13 protein-coding genes are annotated in these 15,432 nt (G+C 46.8%); 5 read left to right on the forward strand and 8 right to left on the reverse strand.

Annotated elements, in window-relative coordinates; translation table 11 throughout:
• Nucleotides 1-4: 4 nt before the first annotated feature.
• Entirely contained in the window at nucleotides 5-1,450 is a 1,446-nt protein-coding gene (gene tldD / locus FR741_RS02195; RefSeq protein ID WP_047009150.1) for a metalloprotease TldD, read from the forward strand.
• A 67-nt stretch (nucleotides 1,451-1,517) separates the two neighbouring features.
• Here tldD and FR741_RS02200 read toward each other — a convergent pair whose 3' ends face one another.
• Nucleotides 1,518-2,894, reverse strand: a complete 1,377-nt coding sequence (locus FR741_RS02200; protein ID WP_006742346.1) for a PhoH family protein — start codon at nucleotides 2,892-2,894, stop codon at nucleotides 1,518-1,520.
• Between the two features lie 560 nt (nucleotides 2,895-3,454).
• Here FR741_RS02200 and rapA point away from each other — a divergent pair.
• The gene (rapA, locus tag FR741_RS02205) at nucleotides 3,455-6,364 is read left to right on the forward strand and encodes an RNA polymerase-associated protein RapA (protein WP_006742347.1); all 2,910 of its coding nucleotides are present in this window, start codon (nucleotides 3,455-3,457) and stop codon (nucleotides 6,362-6,364) included.
• Between the two features lie 108 nt (nucleotides 6,365-6,472).
• On the opposite strand, the gene FR741_RS02210 is transcribed toward rapA, so the two are convergent.
• Nucleotides 6,473-7,738: an NRAMP family divalent metal transporter gene (locus tag FR741_RS02210; protein WP_164666940.1), complete on the reverse strand. Its 1,266-nt coding sequence runs from the start codon at nucleotides 7,736-7,738 to the stop codon at nucleotides 6,473-6,475.
• A gap of 342 nt (nucleotides 7,739-8,080) precedes the next feature.
• On the opposite strand from FR741_RS02210, the gene rluA reads away from it, so the two are divergent.
• Nucleotides 8,081-8,833: a bifunctional tRNA pseudouridine(32) synthase/23S rRNA pseudouridine(746) synthase RluA gene (gene rluA, locus FR741_RS02215; RefSeq protein ID WP_167426224.1), complete on the forward strand. Its 753-nt coding sequence runs from the start codon at nucleotides 8,081-8,083 to the stop codon at nucleotides 8,831-8,833.
• A 93-nt stretch (nucleotides 8,834-8,926) separates the two neighbouring features.
• Nucleotides 8,927-9,889, forward strand: a complete 963-nt coding sequence (locus tag FR741_RS02220) for a D-2-hydroxyacid dehydrogenase (protein ID WP_150919491.1) — start codon at nucleotides 8,927-8,929, stop codon at nucleotides 9,887-9,889.
• Between the two features lie 87 nt (nucleotides 9,890-9,976).
• On the opposite strand, the gene yjgA is transcribed toward FR741_RS02220, so the two are convergent.
• On the reverse strand, nucleotides 9,977-10,504 hold the full coding sequence (gene yjgA, locus FR741_RS02225; protein ID WP_005396253.1) for a ribosome biogenesis factor YjgA: 528 nt from the start codon (nucleotides 10,502-10,504) through the stop codon (nucleotides 9,977-9,979).
• A 110-nt stretch (nucleotides 10,505-10,614) separates the two neighbouring features.
• On the opposite strand from yjgA, the gene pmbA reads away from it, so the two are divergent.
• Nucleotides 10,615-11,958, forward strand: a complete 1,344-nt coding sequence (pmbA, locus tag FR741_RS02230) for a metalloprotease PmbA (RefSeq protein WP_005396252.1) — start codon at nucleotides 10,615-10,617, stop codon at nucleotides 11,956-11,958.
• Nucleotides 11,959-12,020: 62 nt separating this feature from the next.
• Here pmbA and mgtE read toward each other — a convergent pair whose 3' ends face one another.
• From mgtE to hpf, 5 genes are all read right to left on the reverse strand, one after another.
• On the reverse strand, nucleotides 12,021-13,379 hold the full coding sequence (gene mgtE, locus FR741_RS02235) for a magnesium transporter (protein ID WP_006742352.1): 1,359 nt from the start codon (nucleotides 13,377-13,379) through the stop codon (nucleotides 12,021-12,023).
• A 148-nt stretch (nucleotides 13,380-13,527) separates the two neighbouring features.
• Nucleotides 13,528-13,803: an HPr family phosphocarrier protein gene (locus FR741_RS02240; protein ID WP_005396244.1), complete on the reverse strand. Its 276-nt coding sequence runs from the start codon at nucleotides 13,801-13,803 to the stop codon at nucleotides 13,528-13,530.
• Nucleotides 13,804-13,805: 2 nt separating this feature from the next.
• The gene (rapZ, locus tag FR741_RS02245) at nucleotides 13,806-14,669 is read right to left on the reverse strand and encodes an RNase adapter RapZ (protein WP_006742353.1); all 864 of its coding nucleotides are present in this window, start codon (nucleotides 14,667-14,669) and stop codon (nucleotides 13,806-13,808) included.
• A 14-nt stretch (nucleotides 14,670-14,683) separates the two neighbouring features.
• Nucleotides 14,684-15,130 carry a PTS IIA-like nitrogen regulatory protein PtsN gene (ptsN, locus tag FR741_RS02250; RefSeq protein WP_005381116.1) on the reverse strand — a complete coding sequence of 149 codons (447 nt, stop codon included), beginning with the start codon at nucleotides 15,128-15,130 and terminating at the stop codon, nucleotides 14,684-14,686.
• A gap of 2 nt (nucleotides 15,131-15,132) precedes the next feature.
• Nucleotides 15,133-15,420, reverse strand: coding sequence for a ribosome hibernation promoting factor (gene hpf, locus FR741_RS02255; protein WP_005381114.1), 288 nt, complete (start codon nucleotides 15,418-15,420; stop codon nucleotides 15,133-15,135).
• Nucleotides 15,421-15,432: the final 12 nt, after the last annotated feature.

Consider the following 15,432-nt stretch of genomic DNA (forward strand, 5'->3'; position numbering starts at 1 on the left):
AACTATGAGCACAAACCAAATAGAACAGGCACTCCTTGCCCCAAATGGTCTGACAGAACAAGACATTGCTGATACGCTTGCCAGCATTGCGACACGCCAGATCGATTATGCGGACATTTACTTTCAGTCCAGCTGGCATGAGTCTCTGGTTCTAGAAGACAGCATCATCAAAGATGGCTCTTTTAACATTGATTGTGGTGTTGGTGTCCGCGCCGTAACTGGCGAAAAAACAGGCTTTGCCTACTCTGATCAAATCCAGCCTGAAGGCCTGAAGCAGAGTGCAATGGCGGCGCGCGGTATTGCTCAGCAAGGGCAAAATGGCAAAGTTCATGCGTTTAAACGTACGGAGAACCAAGCGTACTACGCGGCTGTGAATCCACTAGCTGAATGGGAAAAGCAGCAAAAAACAGAATTACTTAAGTCTCTAGATGCTTACATCCGCACTAAAGAACCATTGATTAAAGAAGTCTCGATCAGCATCAGCGGTGTGCATGAGCAGATGCTTGTTGCGGCAACAGACGGTACTTATGCAGGCGATATTCGTCCTTTGGTACGTTTGTCTATTAGCGTGCTCGCTCAAAAAGGTGAACGACGTGAACGAGGTAGCGCTGGTGGCGGTGGCCGTTTTGGTTACGATTTCTTTTTAACGGAAAGCAATGGTGTGAAACAAGCTTTCCATTATGCAGACGAAGCGATTCGCATGGCGTTGGTTAACCTTGAAGCAGAAGCCGCACCAGCAGGCATGATGCCAGTGGTATTGGGCTCAGGTTGGCCAGGCGTATTGCTACATGAGGCGGTAGGTCATGGCCTAGAAGGTGACTTTAACCGTAAGGAATCTTCGGTTTTCTCTGGCAAAATGGGTCAACAAGTGACGTCTTCACTGTGTACCATTGTTGATGACGGTACATTAAAAGACCTTCGTGGTTCACTCAATGTGGATGATGAAGGGGTGAATGGCCAGTACAACACGCTCATCGAAAATGGCGTGCTGAAAGGTTACATGCAAGACAAGCTAAACGCGCGGTTAATGGGTGTGAACCCAACAGGTAACGGTCGTCGTGAGTCTTATGCACATTTGCCGATGCCGCGTATGACCAACACCTACATGCTTCCAGGTGAACATACGCCAGAAGAAATCATCTCGACGGTAGAGAAAGGGTTGTATGCGCCAAACTTTGGTGGCGGTCAGGTGGACATTACTTCGGGTAAGTTTGTGTTCTCCGCATCGGAAGCGTACTTGATTGAAAATGGCAAAATTACGCGCCCTGTTAAAGGTGCGACGTTGATTGGCTCTGGTATTGAAGCCATGCAACAAGTGTCGATGGTTGGTAACGACCTAAGTATCGACAAGGGCGTTGGCGTATGTGGTAAAGCAGGTCAAAGTGTGCCAGTTGGTGTTGGTCAGCCGACCTTGAAATTAGACTCACTGACGGTGGGTGGCACTGAGTAACTCATTCGAATCGTTATAACAAGAGCGCTTATTAGAGCGCTCTGTTGTTTTTGTGAGTCGATGTCGACTACAGGTTCTCTTCGGCAAACTCTGCCAAGCGGCTACGAACCACGCCGTTAAGGTGAATATTCGCGCTGCCTTCAAAGTTCTTGAAGCGTTCAACCATGTAGGTCAAACCAGAGGTCACAGGGGTGAGGTAATGGGAGTCAATCTGCGCCAAGTTACCGGAGCAGACGATTTTGGTTCCTTCGCCGCAGCGGGTGATGATGGTTTTGATTTGTGAAGCGGTGAGGTTTTGACACTCATCAAGCAGCACAAACGCATTTTGAATAGAACGGCCACGCATAAAGTTGATCGATTTAAACTGAATATTGGCTTTATCGCAGATGTACTTCAATGAGCCTTCAGTGCAGTGATCGTGTTTATGTAGCGCTTCCAAGGTATCGGTCACCGCCGCTAACCACGGCATCATTTTCTCCTCTTCTGAGCCGGGTAGGAAGCCGATGGATTCTCCGATGTCTGGCGTGTTACGCGTCACGATAATTTTATCGAACATGCCTTTTTCAATGGTTTGCTCCAGTGCTGCTGCCATGGCTAATAGCGTTTTACCACTACCTGCTGCACCAGTTAAAATCACCAGGTCAATATCCGGGTCAAGTAAGGCATCCAACGCCATTCCTTGGTAGATGTTTTTTGGTGTGATGTCCCAAGCCTTACGGTGCATCATGCGTTCTCGGCTCAGGTCGAGTAGCGTTAATTTGTCTTCATTGATGGTTTCCACGCGGCCAGCAAAGTCGCTGTCTTCATCAATCACATATTGGTTAATAAAGGTTGGTTCAAAAGGTTCACGACTGAGCTTGTGATAGGTTTTTCCGCCCAGCGCATAACTTTCTACTTCCTCAATATCACTCCAGAAGTCCCCCTCACGCAGTTGAAAGCCTTTGGTGAGGTATTGAATGTCGTCAATCAGTTGATCGGTTCGGTAGTCTTCAACAAAACGTACGCCAGCGCCTTTGGCGCGCAGACGCATGTTAATGTCTTTCGTGATCAGTACCACTTCACGTGGTGCTCGTTTGTTTTGCAGATAAAGCACCGCATTGAGTATACGGTTGTCACCGGCTTTGTCGGCGAAGGCTTTGACGGTTTCCTGCAGTTCAAAATCCGCCAAAATGGAAATGGTGCCTTGGTCGGGGCTGTCTTTCGAAACAGGAATACCTTCAGAAATTTCATCGGGCGTTGCTTCTTTAAACAAATCTTCCAAAGCGCGAATAGCCACGCGAGCATCTCTTGCGACATCGCGTTTGCTGTCTTTGATTCGGTCGAGTTCTTCCAACACGGTCATGGGGATAACGACATCGTGTTCTTGGAAAGAGAAGATGGCAAAGGGTTCATGAAGAAGAATGTTGGTATCAAGTACAAACAGTTTCCGATCGGTATCGCCCATAGCGTCTCCTTGCCGTAATACGGCTCTGCATGCGAGTGGTTAGGTCGTTCTCAAATAGGTGTGAAGCGGCCTAACTCTGATTGCTTGCAATAGAGGTTGTCGGGCTGATGTCGGTTAGTGTGCAACCGAGTAGCAAGACAACTTACTGCAAACCCGTGTTGATCCTAATCGTGTACTAACGCGCTTAAATCATATGCAATGGTTTTAAACGCCCCTCACTAGAAGTATACGTAATATTTACGTTCTACAACTTAATAATTGGCATGAGTATTTTACAATTTGATTGCATTTATAGTTTGGGAAAAAAAGTTTCCGCTTGATGCGGTTTCGGCGTGACCTAAATCACAGCTTCAAGTAAGATTAGCGACCTTTTTCTGCTTATAGGCTACGTCCGATTTATCATGTTGAACTGGCTTAAAAATACTCAGTTCATACTGGAATGACGAATGCTATCGGCATAGCAGAAGCCAGAATCAGATCTAAACTATTATCCATGCCTACGGGCATGAGTAGACCAACAAGAAACACGAATCAAGAACTAATAACGAGGTAGTCAATTCATGACATTTGCTTTGGGGCAGCGCTGGATTAGCGATACGGAAAGCGATTTAGGTTTAGGTACCGTTGTAGCAATGGATGCTCGTACTGTGACATTGATGTTTGCAGCGTCAGAGGAAAACCGAGTTTACGCACGTAACGATGCACCTGTTACCCGAGTCACCTTTAATGTTGGTGATGTCATCGACTGCCAAGAAGGTTGGTCTCTAAAAGTTGAAGAAGTACTGGAAGACGAAGGTCTATACACCTATTTCGGTACTCGTGAAGACACGCAAGAAACCGCCGTTGTTCTGCGTGAGATTTTTCTGAGCAACCAAATTCGTTTTAATAAACCTCAAGATAAGTTGTACGCCGGTCAAATCGACCGAATGGACAACTTTGTTCTGCGTTACCGTGCGCTAACCAACCAGTTTGAGCAGCATAAGAGCCCAATGCGTGGCTTGTGTGGTATGCGTGCTGGTTTGATCCCTCATCAGCTTTACATCGCGCACGAAGTTGGCCGTCGCCACGCGCCACGCGTATTACTGGCGGATGAAGTTGGTTTGGGTAAAACCATCGAAGCGGGCATGATCATTCACCAGCAAGTGCTGTCTGGCCGTGCAGAACGTATTTTGATTGTGGTGCCTGAAACACTGCAGCATCAATGGCTGGTTGAGATGATGCGTCGTTTCAATCTGCATTTCTCTATCTTTGACGAAGAGCGCTGTATCGAAGCTTTTGCGGATGCAGAAAACCCATTTGATACCCAGCAATACGTGCTGTGTTCTTTAGACTTCCTACGCAAGAGCCGCAAGCGTTTTGAACAAGCACTGGAAGGCGAATGGGACCTATTAGTTGTCGATGAAGCGCATCACCTTGAGTGGAGCCAAGATAAACCGAGCCGTGAATACCAAGTGGTAGAAGGTTTAGCTGAACGTACTCCGGGCGTACTGCTACTGACGGCAACGCCAGAACAGCTTGGTCGTGAGAGCCACTTTGCTCGTCTGCGTTTGCTGGATCCTGACCGTTTCTACGATTATGAAGCGTTTGTCGAGGAAGAAGAGCAATACGCACCTGTAGCGGATGCGATTACTTCACTTTTCTCTGGTGAAAAACTGCCTGATGAAGCGAAAAACCAGATTACTGAGTTGTTGTCTGAACAAGACGTAGAACCACTTTTCCGCATTATCGAAAGTGAAGCGGACGAAGAAGCGAAAGCGTCAGCGCGCCAAGAGTTGATCGACAACTTGATGGATCGTCACGGTACGGGACGAGTTCTGTTCCGTAACACACGTGCGGCTATCAAAGGCTTCCCTGCGCGTAACGTGCACCTGATGCCAATGGATATTCCACCGCAATACACCACGTCAATGCGTGTTGCTGGGATGATCGGCGGTAAGATGAGTTCTGAAGCACGTGCGATGAAGAACCTTTACCCGGAAGAAATTTTCCAAGAATTTGAAGGCGATGATGCAAGCTGGTGGCAGTTTGACTCGCGCGTGAATTGGTTACTTGAAAAGGTAAAGGAGAAGCGCAGCGAGAAAATTCTGGTGATTGCCTCTCGTGCAAGTACGGCTCTGCAACTGGAGCAAGCGCTGCGTGAGCGTGAAGGCATTCGTGCGACCGTCTTCCATGAAGGTATGTCGATCCTTGAGCGTGACAAAGCAGCCGCTTACTTTGCGCAAGAAGAAGGTGGTGCACAGGTTCTGATCTGTAGTGAAATCGGCTCTGAAGGCCGTAACTTCCAGTTTGCCAACCAATTAGTCATGTTTGACTTGCCGTTCAACCCTGACTTGCTTGAGCAACGTATCGGTCGTTTGGACCGTATCGGCCAGAACCGCGACATCGACATTCATATTCCTTACCTGAAAGGTACCTCGCAAGCCATTCTTGCTCGCTGGTTTGATGAAGGTTTAAACGCTTTTGCAGAAACTTGCCCAACAGGCCGTGCCGTTTACGATAAGTACTCTGATGATCTGATTGAAATCCTTGCTTCTGGTGACACCAGCACGCTAGATGAGATCATTGAAGCGTCAGCAAAAATGAATAAAGAGCTGAAATCCCAATTGGAGCAAGGCCGTGATCGCCTGTTAGAAATGCATTCAAATGGCGGAGAAAAAGCACAACAAATCGTTGAGAAAATTGAATCAACCGACGGTGATACCAATTTGGTCACCTTCGCACTTTCTCTTTTTGATACGATTGGCTTGAACCAAGACGACAAAGGTGAAAACGCACTGATTGTGACCCCATCTGAGCACATGATGGTACCAAGCTACCCAGGCCTGCCATACGAAGGGGCGACGATCACGTTTGATCGTGATACGGCTTTATCTCGTGAAGATATGCACTTTATCAGTTGGGAGCACCCAATGATCCAGGGTGGTATCGATCTTCTGATGAGTGAAGGAGTGGGTACGTCTGCGGTATCTCTTTTGAAAAACAAAGCGCTACCAGTAGGTACCATTCTTCTTGAGTTGATTTATGCGGTAGATGCGCAAGCACCAAAACGTAGTGGCATCGCGCGCTTCTTACCGAAAACGCCAATCCGTTTGATGATGGACTCGCGTGGTAATGATTTGTCTGCTCAAGTGGAATTTGAAAGCTTTAACCGCCAGCTCAGCCCTGTAAACCGTCACTTAGGCAGCAAGTTGGTCACGTCGGTACAGAAAGACGTACACCGCTTGATCGAAGCGGGGGACAATCTTATCGAAGCGAAGGTTGAGGAAGTACGCAAGCAAGCTCATCAAGATATGCAGCATAGCTTGAATGCAGAACTTGAGCGTTTGCAAGCACTGAAAGCGGTAAACCCAAATATTCGTGACGAAGAAATTGAAGCCATTGATGCACAAATTAAGGAGCTCACTGGTTACATCAACCAAGCTCAAGTGCAGCTCGACTCGCTACGTTTGATTGTGGTGAGCCACAACTAAGTAAGCATTTATTGTTCATTAAAAAAGGTCTTCAGTTGAAGACCTTTTTCTTTATTTGCGGTTTAGTTTCTTTATGCGGAATGCATTAATCACTGATAGCTACCTCATTTACATCAACCACTTCCACCAGATAAACACAGCCAAGAAGCCAAACAAGTAAATCAGGCCTGCAATCGACAACCACTTCAGTTTAGGTCCAACAGCCAAAGGCTCAGGTAACTCGGTTTTGCTCACTAATGTGTAATTTAGCAGAGCAAAGAATGGCGTGGTCATAAAGGCGAGGATCATCGCAAAGTTCAGCATAGGCAATAACGCAGAAGCCCAGAAAACCACAATACCTAATGCAAGTAAGGCGACCACCAGCATGATCGCTGATGTGGTTTTAGGGTTAGTGTCTGGTTGTGAGCGCAGTAGACGTTGAGAGTCAGAAATAACGCGTGAGTAGCCATCAATAACGGTAATCGTGCTGCCAAAGATACAGAAAAACGCAATTACCGCGATCAAATAACGAGACCATTCGCCAATTGTTGCCGCATATAAGCCAACCAATTGGTGGGAGAAGCCAACGCCTGAGCTTTCAAGTGCAACGCCAGAGCCATAGAGCATCAAAGAACCTAACGATACAAAGATAATGGCAAGAAAAGCCGTGCCAATGTAACCGACATTAAAGTCAAATAGAGCAGAGCGATACGTTACTTCTTGCTGGCTTGATTGGCGTTTTAACCACGCAGAGGTTAAACAGGAGATCTCTATCGGTGCAGGCATCCACCCCATTGTTACGACGATAAAGCCAATTGCCGCAATAGACCAAGGTGACGGTGGCTCGAAGTTGGCCACTTGCTCAACAGGGTTACCAAAGGCGATAGAAACGGCAAGTAAAGTCGCGATGGTTAACACCGACATGATCACCTTAGATAACGTATCGAGCGCTTTGTAATGTCCAGCAAATAATATGATCAGGCAGGTGACAATCACAATGATACTGAGTGATGCCATTGATAGTGAAAACGGAATGAAGTAGCCCAGCAAGCTAGCACTAAACATCAACAAAGCGGCGGTATTGATTACGGCTGAGACCACGCTCAGAAATAGAAATAGCCATAGATAAGGCCGACCTAATTTCGCGTAGCCCTCAACCAAGGTGAGCCCTGTCCCCATGGTGTACTGTACGCCCGCTCGGAAAAAAGGGTATTTAAACAGGTTTACGAGCAGAATCAGCGCCGCCAGTTGCCAGCCATAAATCGCCCCCGCTTTGGTTGATGCGACGAGGTGAGAGCCACCCACCGCAGCAGATGCCATTAATATGCCGGGGCCTAGCGAACGAAAAAATAAGGAAAGTTTGGATTGGGGTTTATCTATAACGGCGGAGTCCATTGCTTATTGTCCTTTTTATCTTATGTACCTTTCTAAAGAGATACATACCGCAGTACATGACAAGCTGAGCGCTTGCCCTATACTGCGCAACGGTAATGTCTTTTAAATGCTGTGTTTTGATGTATTTATTTTAAGTATTCTTTGCGAATATCATGCTGTGTGCATCTAGCACTCTATTCAGTTACGCGTCTTGTTGTCAAACTAAATTTACAACGTGCTATTTTTAGTTTTTATGCTAAAGGATTGACTTTGTTTTATTGGTTTGAACTTTTCGTCATAACCCTGCATTTGGGTGCTATTTGGTTATATAATCGCGGCGTTTTTATTTTGTAGAGATCTCCCATGGCAATGCTTGAATATACCCCTCCCACCGACCCTTGGGTCGATATCGTTTTTGAGGATGACGACATTCTGGCAGTGAATAAGCCATCTGGGTTACTGTCTGTCCCTGGTCGCCTTGAAGAGCATTACGACAGCATGTGGAGCCGCCTCAAGGAGGAGCATCCAGAAATCCAAGTTGTGCACCGCTTGGATATGTCGACATCAGGGTTGATGCTACTGGCGAAAAACAAACCTGCGGAGCGAGCATTAAAAAAGCAGTTCCAATATCGTCTCACCCACAAGGTGTATTACGCACGTGTCTGGGGACATGTCGAGCCGCAAGAAGGGAATATTGACCATCCATTAATTTGTGATTGGCCAAATCGTCCGCGACAAAAAGTATGCTTCGACGACGGCAAACCATCTCAAACTTTATTCCAAGTGGTGAAGCGTGAAGTGCACCCTGATGGCACCCATACGACCGTTGTGCGACTACTGCCCATTACTGGTCGATCGCATCAGTTACGCGTGCATTTGATGGCGATTGGTCATGCGATTGTGGGTGATGAGTTTTATGCAAGCGAAGAGGCGTATCAGTTTTCAGAACGTTTAGAGTTGCACGCTGCGGAGCTAAGTTTTTATCATCCAGCTACGGATCAGCTGAGCAGTATTTTTGTACCCTGTGACTTTTATCCTGAAGCCGAGGCGGCGATCTTTAACTATTTTTCGCCAGAACGTACATTGCCTGATTATAAAACGTTGCCACACCCTTAATGCCAACCGCAGTCAACAACGGTTCTTTCTAGTTCGCTATTTCGTTACTGTGGTTGATGTATCCTGTCTTTCAGCCGTGAACAAGGAGTTGTTATGTCTTTGCCGACCATCGTATTTTTGGACCGTGCGACCATCCCAGAACATATTGAGATCCCACGACCTAGCTTTCAGCACTACTGGTGTGAGTACGACTTAACCGCGCCAGAGCAGGTAATAGAAAGGTTAGCAGGTGCAGATATCGTGATTAGCAATAAAGTCCTGCTTGACCAAAATATATTAGAGCAACTACCACAATTGCGGATGATCGCGGTTGCCGCGACTGGTTTTAACAACGTCGATGTGGACTACTGTGCTAAGCATGATATTGCGGCTGCCAATGTACGTGGTTACGCGACGCGTTCGGTACCTGAGCACGTGATTGCGATGCTGTTTGCTTTACGCCGAAATTTATTTGGTTACCATCAAGATATTGCCGCTGGCGAATGGCAGCGTAATAAGCAGTTTTGCTTTTTTACGCACCCAATCGGGGATATAGGTGGTAGCACGCTAGGTGTTATTGGCAGCGGCGCTTTAGGGCAAGCGACAGCACAGTTAGCTGATGCGCTAGGCATGCAGGTGATCTTTGCTGAGCGTAAAGGTGCATCAGAATGCCGACCTGGTTATGTGCCGTTTGAGGAAGTATTGAAACGCTCTGATGCGTTAACTTTGCATTGTCCGCTCAACAAGCATACTCAGAATTTGATTGGCAAAGCAGAATTGCAGCAAATGAAGCCCAACGCCATTCTAATTAATACGGGGCGTGGAGGCTTGGTGGATGAGGAAGCGTTGGTGGATGCCCTAAAACAGGGAGAAATCGCTGCGGCTGGTTTTGATGTTTTTACACAAGAACCAGCTGATGAAAGCAATCCGCTGATTGCCAATATGAATTTACCCAATTTGCTACTTACACCGCATGTTGCATGGGGCAGCGACTCATCGATTCAACGTTTAGTGGAAATCTTGATTGAGAACATTAACGCTTTCGAGCGCGGAGAGCGTATTAATCGCTTGGTGTAACGCTGACATTTAAGTAAAAGATAAAAAAGCAGACATCATGTCTGCTTTTTTCGTTAATTGAATGCTCGTTGGCATCGAACCGTCTAATTAAAACTCTTCTTCGTTCAGACCTTTTAGGATCTGGAAGATTTCGCGGTACGCTTTTGCTGGTTTCCCAGCCTTTTTCTCTTTCGCTGCTTGGCGAGCCAATTGGCGTAGACGCTGACGATCCGCTTCTGGATACATTTCCATTACGTCATCAATGGCTTTGTCGCCTTCTTCCACTACGCGATCACGCAGAGCTTCAAGCTTGTGGAATACCGCCGTTAATTGAGAGTGCTTGTTACGAATCTTATCCAACGCCGCTTGGATTGGCTCTGGATCTTCATAACGCATCAACTTACCAATACGTTGTAATTGGCGACGACGCGCTTCGTTTTTAAAGCGTTGTGCGTCTGCAATTGCTTCTCGCAGGTCTTCGCTCAATGGAAACTTTTCGAGAACTGCAGGTTTGAGGCCGACAAGCTCCTCTCCTAGCTTTTGCAGTTCTTCCATGTCTCGCTTCATCTCGGATTTGCTTACCCAGATGATCTCTTCTTCTGGTTCCCATGGCGCTTTTTGATTCTTACGTGCCATTTCAGTTGCCTGTGTTTTGATTAATATTATGACTATTTTAACAAGAATCGTGGGGAGAAAGCGAAATTCTTGTTATCCTATTGTTCATCAAAGACAAGATGTGAAAGACAATGGATATTAAACAGCAGGTTGCTGAGCAACGTACCGAGCTAGAGCAAGCCGTCGCAAGAGCCTTAAAGCTTGCATCGGCAAAATCTGACGCCGCCGAAGTCGCAATTACCAAAAGCACTGGTTTAAGTGTATCTACTCGCATGGGCGAGGTAGAAAATGTCGAGTTCAACAGCGATGGTGCGCTGGGCATTACCGTTTACCGAGGTCAACGTAAAGGCAGTGCTTCCACGTCTGATTTAAGTGAAGCTGCTATCGAGCAAACCGTTATTGCGGCGCTGGATATTGCGCATTACACATCTGAAGATCCATTTGCAGGGCCCGCAGCCAAAGAATACATGGTGCAAGAGATCCCTGAGCTTGATCTTTTCCATCCAGACGCCCCTGATCCCGATTATGCTGCCGATGTGGCGATCGCCGCTGAGAAAGAAGCGTTAAGTTATGACAGTGCAATCAAGCAAAGTGATGGCGCGAGTTATGATAGTCACTACGGTGTAAAAGTGTATGGTAACAGCCATGGCTTATTAGCAAGCTATGCGTCTAGCCGCCACAGTACCAGCTGTTGTGTGATTGGCGTTGGTCAAAATGGCGAAATGGAGCGTGATTACAGCTACACAGTGGCACGTCATCGCGATGACTTATGGACACCAGAAACAGTGGGTCGTAAGGCGGCAGAGAATACGATTAACCGCTTAGATGCGCAGCGCTTAAAGACAGGTAAATACCCAATCATGTTTGCCGCTGATGTTGCAACTGGCTTGATTGGTCACCTTGTTATGGCGATCAGCGGTGGTAACCTGTACCGTAAATCTTCTTTTCTACTTGATCACCTTGGTAAGCAAGTGCTTCCTGAGTGGTTCAATATCTCGGAACGTCCACATGTATTACGTGGTTTGGCGTCAAGCCCATTCGATAGCGAAGGCGTATATACTCAAGACCGTGAGATCATTACTGACGGTGTGCTAGCAACTTATCTGTTAACCAGTTATGCCGCACGTAAAATGAAGATGGCGCCGACAGGTCACGCTGGTGGGATTCATAACTGGTACGTGAAGTCGACAGGCCAAAACTTCGAACAAATGCTTAAAGAGCTCGGTACTGGTCTTCTAGTGACAGAAGTGATGGGACAAGGCGTGAACGTGGTAACAGGTGATTACTCTCGCGGTGCTGCAGGCTTCTGGGTTGAGAACGGTGAAATCCAATACCCAGTATCGGAAATTACCATCGCTGGTAATCTGAAGGACATGTTCAATAAGATTGTTGCCGTAGGTAGCGACGTTGAAACGCGCTCGCAAATTCAAACGGGTTCAATCTTACTGGATGCGATGAAAGTGGCGGGTGAGTAAGTTCTCCCAATTCAGAATTAAAAAAAGCCTGATGTGTTCATCAGGCTTTTTTGTTTTTGCAGTTAGGTAATCAGTATTGTGGCAAGCCCTAAGAATACTGATAAACCAATTACATCCGTTACGGTCGTTAACGCCATACCACCAGCTAAAGCTGGGTCGATGTTCATTTTCTTTAAGAGGATTGGAATCGTTACTCCGGCAACCCCAGCGACCAATAAGTTGGTCAGCATCGCTGCGGAAATGATTCCCCCTAGCATCCAGTTACCTTTCCAAGCGACAACAATGCCGCCAATAATCAGCGCCCACATGATGCCGTTGAGTAAACCGATCGAGGCTTCTTTCATCAACAGTTCTCGTTTGTTCGAGTCACCGATATGACCAAGAGCAAGACCACGAATCACTAGTGCGACGGTTTGGTTACCAGCGACACCACCCATGGAAGGAACAATCGTCATCAATACGGCAATGGCAGCCATCTGGTCTAGCGTGGCTTCAAACATGTTAGAAACAGAAGCGGCAGCGAGTGCGGCCAACACGTTAGCCCCAAGCCAGATACTACGTTTGCGAGCTGATTTTACAACGGGTGCGAAGGTATCTTCGTCATCGTCCATACCTGCCATACTCATCATCGAGTGCTCGGCATCTTCACGGATAACGTCAACTACGTCATCGATAGTGATACGGCCAACGAGATGCTGATTCTCGTCTACGACAGGAGCAGAGACCCAGTTACGACGTTCGAACAGACTAGCAACATCTGAATCACTGGTATCGACAGTAATCGCTTCGTCAGCATCTTCCATGATGTCGACAATTTTGACATCAGGCTGGGTCGTGATCAGCAGAGTAATGGGTAGTTCACCAATCAGTTTGCTTTCTTCATCAATGACATAAAGTGCATCCGTTGCTTCTGGTAGTTCACCTTTCATACGCAGATAACGTAAAACCACGTCCACATCTACGTCACCACGAATCGTGATAACGTCGGTGTTCATCAGTCCACCTGCAGTGTCTTCTGGGTAGGACAGGGCGGTTTCGACACGCAGACGGTCAGAGGAGTCCATTTGCGACAGGACTTCACGTGACAGGTTGTCTGGCAAGCTACGCAGTACATAAGCCACGTCATCGGTATCCATGCCTTCTGTCGCTTCTGCAAGCGCTTCTGGTGCCATTTTGGATACGAGACTATCTTTGACGTCTTCGTTCAGTTCGTCGAGGATTTCACCGTAGTCTTCAGGGTCGGTGAGTTGCCAGAGAACTTCACGGCTTTTTCGTGGAGAGGCTTCTAAAAGGTGAGCGATATCCTCAGGTTCCATGTCCTGTAACTGACGACGAACATGGACGAAGCGGCCATTTTCTAGCGCTTCTGTGACTTCTTGGAGGGCTTGGTGAGCTTGGTCGAATTCAATTTGCTCTGCCATTCATTCCTCCCAATTCCTGATATTTACAATGCGTTGAATAATAACTTAATTCTAGGCGCCTTTTAATAACAACTTATGATACTAAGCAAATTTATTTATTGGCGCAGTCAGGGGAAGGGGAGTGAGAGGTAATAAAAAAGCGAGTAAATTACTCGCCTTCATCAAATTTATCTTCGATTAAGTGGCAAACGGCATCCAGTGCTTCTTCTGCTTGCTCACCCGCAGCGTGGATTGTGACGTACTGTCCTTGAGCAGACTCAAGCATTAATAAACCCATTACGCTGTCTGCTGTGGCGGTTTTGTCTTCTTCATTGTCGATAGTGATGACCGCTTCAAAGCTCTGGGCCAGTTCGACCAGTTTGACGGCTGCGCGAGCATGTAAGCCAAGGCGATTTTGAATCAATACTTTACGACTTAACTCCACAGCTACTCCTTAGTGTTTTTCTCTAGTGAGGTATGGCGAATTTGCACTTGGTGTCCTTTATTGGCGAAGTACTCTCCGATTTGCTGAGTTAAGTACACCGAACGGTGTTTACCACCGGTACAACCTATTGCAACGGTCAAATAGCTGCGGTTGTTTTTCTCGAGAAGAGGTAACCAATTCTCTATAAAGTTTTCAATTTGGTATTTCAAACTTAACACCGATTGGTGCTGCTCCAAAAATGCGGCGATAGGAGCATCCAAACCCGTAAGTGGGCGCAACGCTGGTTCCCAATGTGGGTTGGGCAAGAAGCGAACGTCGAATACGTAATCGGCATCGGAAGGCAGGCCATATTTGAAGCCAAAAGACTCAAATACCATAACAAGCCCTTTGCGATCTCTGCCTTCAACACGCATACGCACGGTTTCACTCAACTCATGCAAAGATTGTCCGCTGCTGTTCAGTACAAGATCGGCATGCGCTTTAAGTGGTGTTAAAATTTCTTTCTCACGCTCGATGGCTTGGTCAAGGGAGAGAGAGGTGCCACCTAAAGATAAAGGGTGGATTCGGCGTGTTTCGCTGTAGCGTTTGAGTAGCGTTTCCTTATTGGCGTCCAAGAAAAGCACGGTCACATCAAGCTCTGTTTTCAACTGCTCCAGTGTACCAGTCAGTTCTTTTAGCTTTTTAGGGATATTGCGAATATCAATGCTTACCGCAACATTCTGCTTGCTGTCAGCAACAGAGTGAACAAATGCGTCCAGCAAATTCACTGGGAGGTTATCAACACAGTAATAACCTAAGTCTTCCAGTACGCGCAGCGCAATACTCTTACCGGCACCTGAGTGCCCGCTAACCACGATTAGTCGCATGATGTCCGTCCTGCTTATTGGTGAATCATGATGTCGTAAAGTTCTTCATCACTCTGAGCATTGCGCAGTAGTTTCAATACTTGCTTATCGCTCAGACGTTCTGCCATAGAGGATAGAGTCTTGAGGTGCTCTTTGCACTGTTCTTCTGGTACAAGGAGCGCAAAAAGAAGGTCGACAGGTCGATTATCAATCGCATCGAATTCAATTGCTTCATCACATTGCAGCAAGACAGCAATAGCCTTGTCGCTCGATTGCATTCTAGCGTGTGGGATCGCAATACCGTTTCCGATACCAGTACTGCCCATTTTCTCTCTGTTGAGCATGCACTCGAACAGTTCGGTAGAATCTTGGCCCGTTTGATCAGCCACGATGCGGCTGATCATTTCAAGGGCGCGTTTTTTACTCGTGCAGTGGACCGCACTCTTGGTGCAGTCCAATGACAGTATTTCGCTCAGTTGCATGATTAATGACTGTTTAGTTTTTCTTTGTGCTTATTGAGTTGGCGAACCAATTTATCTACCAGCGAATCGATCGCGGCATACATATTTTCGTCATCAGCTGATGCGTGGATTTCGCCTTGATTTATATGAAGCGTAGCTTCCGCGATTTGAGTGATTTTTTCAACTTTTAGTACAACATGTACTTGATTGATATGGTCGAAGAACCTTTCGAGCTTCTGAAACTTAGAATTTACATAGTCTTGCATTGAATCGGTAAGATCAACGTGATGGCCTTGAATATTGATTTGCATAGACTTTCCTTT

Source organism: Vibrio diabolicus (assembly GCF_011801455.1).
In the GTDB taxonomy this organism is placed as follows: domain Bacteria; phylum Pseudomonadota; class Gammaproteobacteria; order Enterobacterales; family Vibrionaceae; genus Vibrio; species Vibrio diabolicus.

Bases quoted from the DNA above. Each gene is read 5' to 3' on its own strand.
- mgtE (WP_006742352.1), bottom strand. From the start codon at position 13,379: ATGGCAGAGCAAATTGAATTCGACCAAGCTCACCAAGCCCTCCAAGAA.
- hpf (WP_005381114.1), bottom strand. From the start codon at position 15,420: ATGCAAATCAATATTCAAGGCCATCACGTTGATCTTACCGATTCAATG.
- rapA (WP_006742347.1), top strand. From the start codon at position 3,455: ATGACATTTGCTTTGGGGCAGCGCTGGATTAGCGATACGGAAAGCGAT.
- yjgA (WP_005396253.1), bottom strand. From the start codon at position 10,504: ATGGCACGTAAGAATCAAAAAGCGCCATGGGAACCAGAAGAAGAGATC.
- rluA (WP_167426224.1), top strand. From the start codon at position 8,081: ATGGCAATGCTTGAATATACCCCTCCCACCGACCCTTGGGTCGATATC.
- FR741_RS02210 (WP_164666940.1), bottom strand. From the start codon at position 7,738: ATGGACTCCGCCGTTATAGATAAACCCCAATCCAAACTTTCCTTATTT.
- pmbA (WP_005396252.1), top strand. From the start codon at position 10,615: ATGGATATTAAACAGCAGGTTGCTGAGCAACGTACCGAGCTAGAGCAA.
- tldD (WP_047009150.1), top strand. From the start codon at position 5: ATGAGCACAAACCAAATAGAACAGGCACTCCTTGCCCCAAATGGTCTG.
- FR741_RS02220 (WP_150919491.1), top strand. From the start codon at position 8,927: ATGTCTTTGCCGACCATCGTATTTTTGGACCGTGCGACCATCCCAGAA.
- rapZ (WP_006742353.1), bottom strand. From the start codon at position 14,669: ATGCGACTAATCGTGGTTAGCGGGCACTCAGGTGCCGGTAAGAGTATT.
- FR741_RS02200 (WP_006742346.1), bottom strand. From the start codon at position 2,894: ATGGGCGATACCGATCGGAAACTGTTTGTACTTGATACCAACATTCTT.
- ptsN (WP_005381116.1), bottom strand. From the start codon at position 15,130: ATGCAACTGAGCGAAATACTGTCATTGGACTGCACCAAGAGTGCGGTC.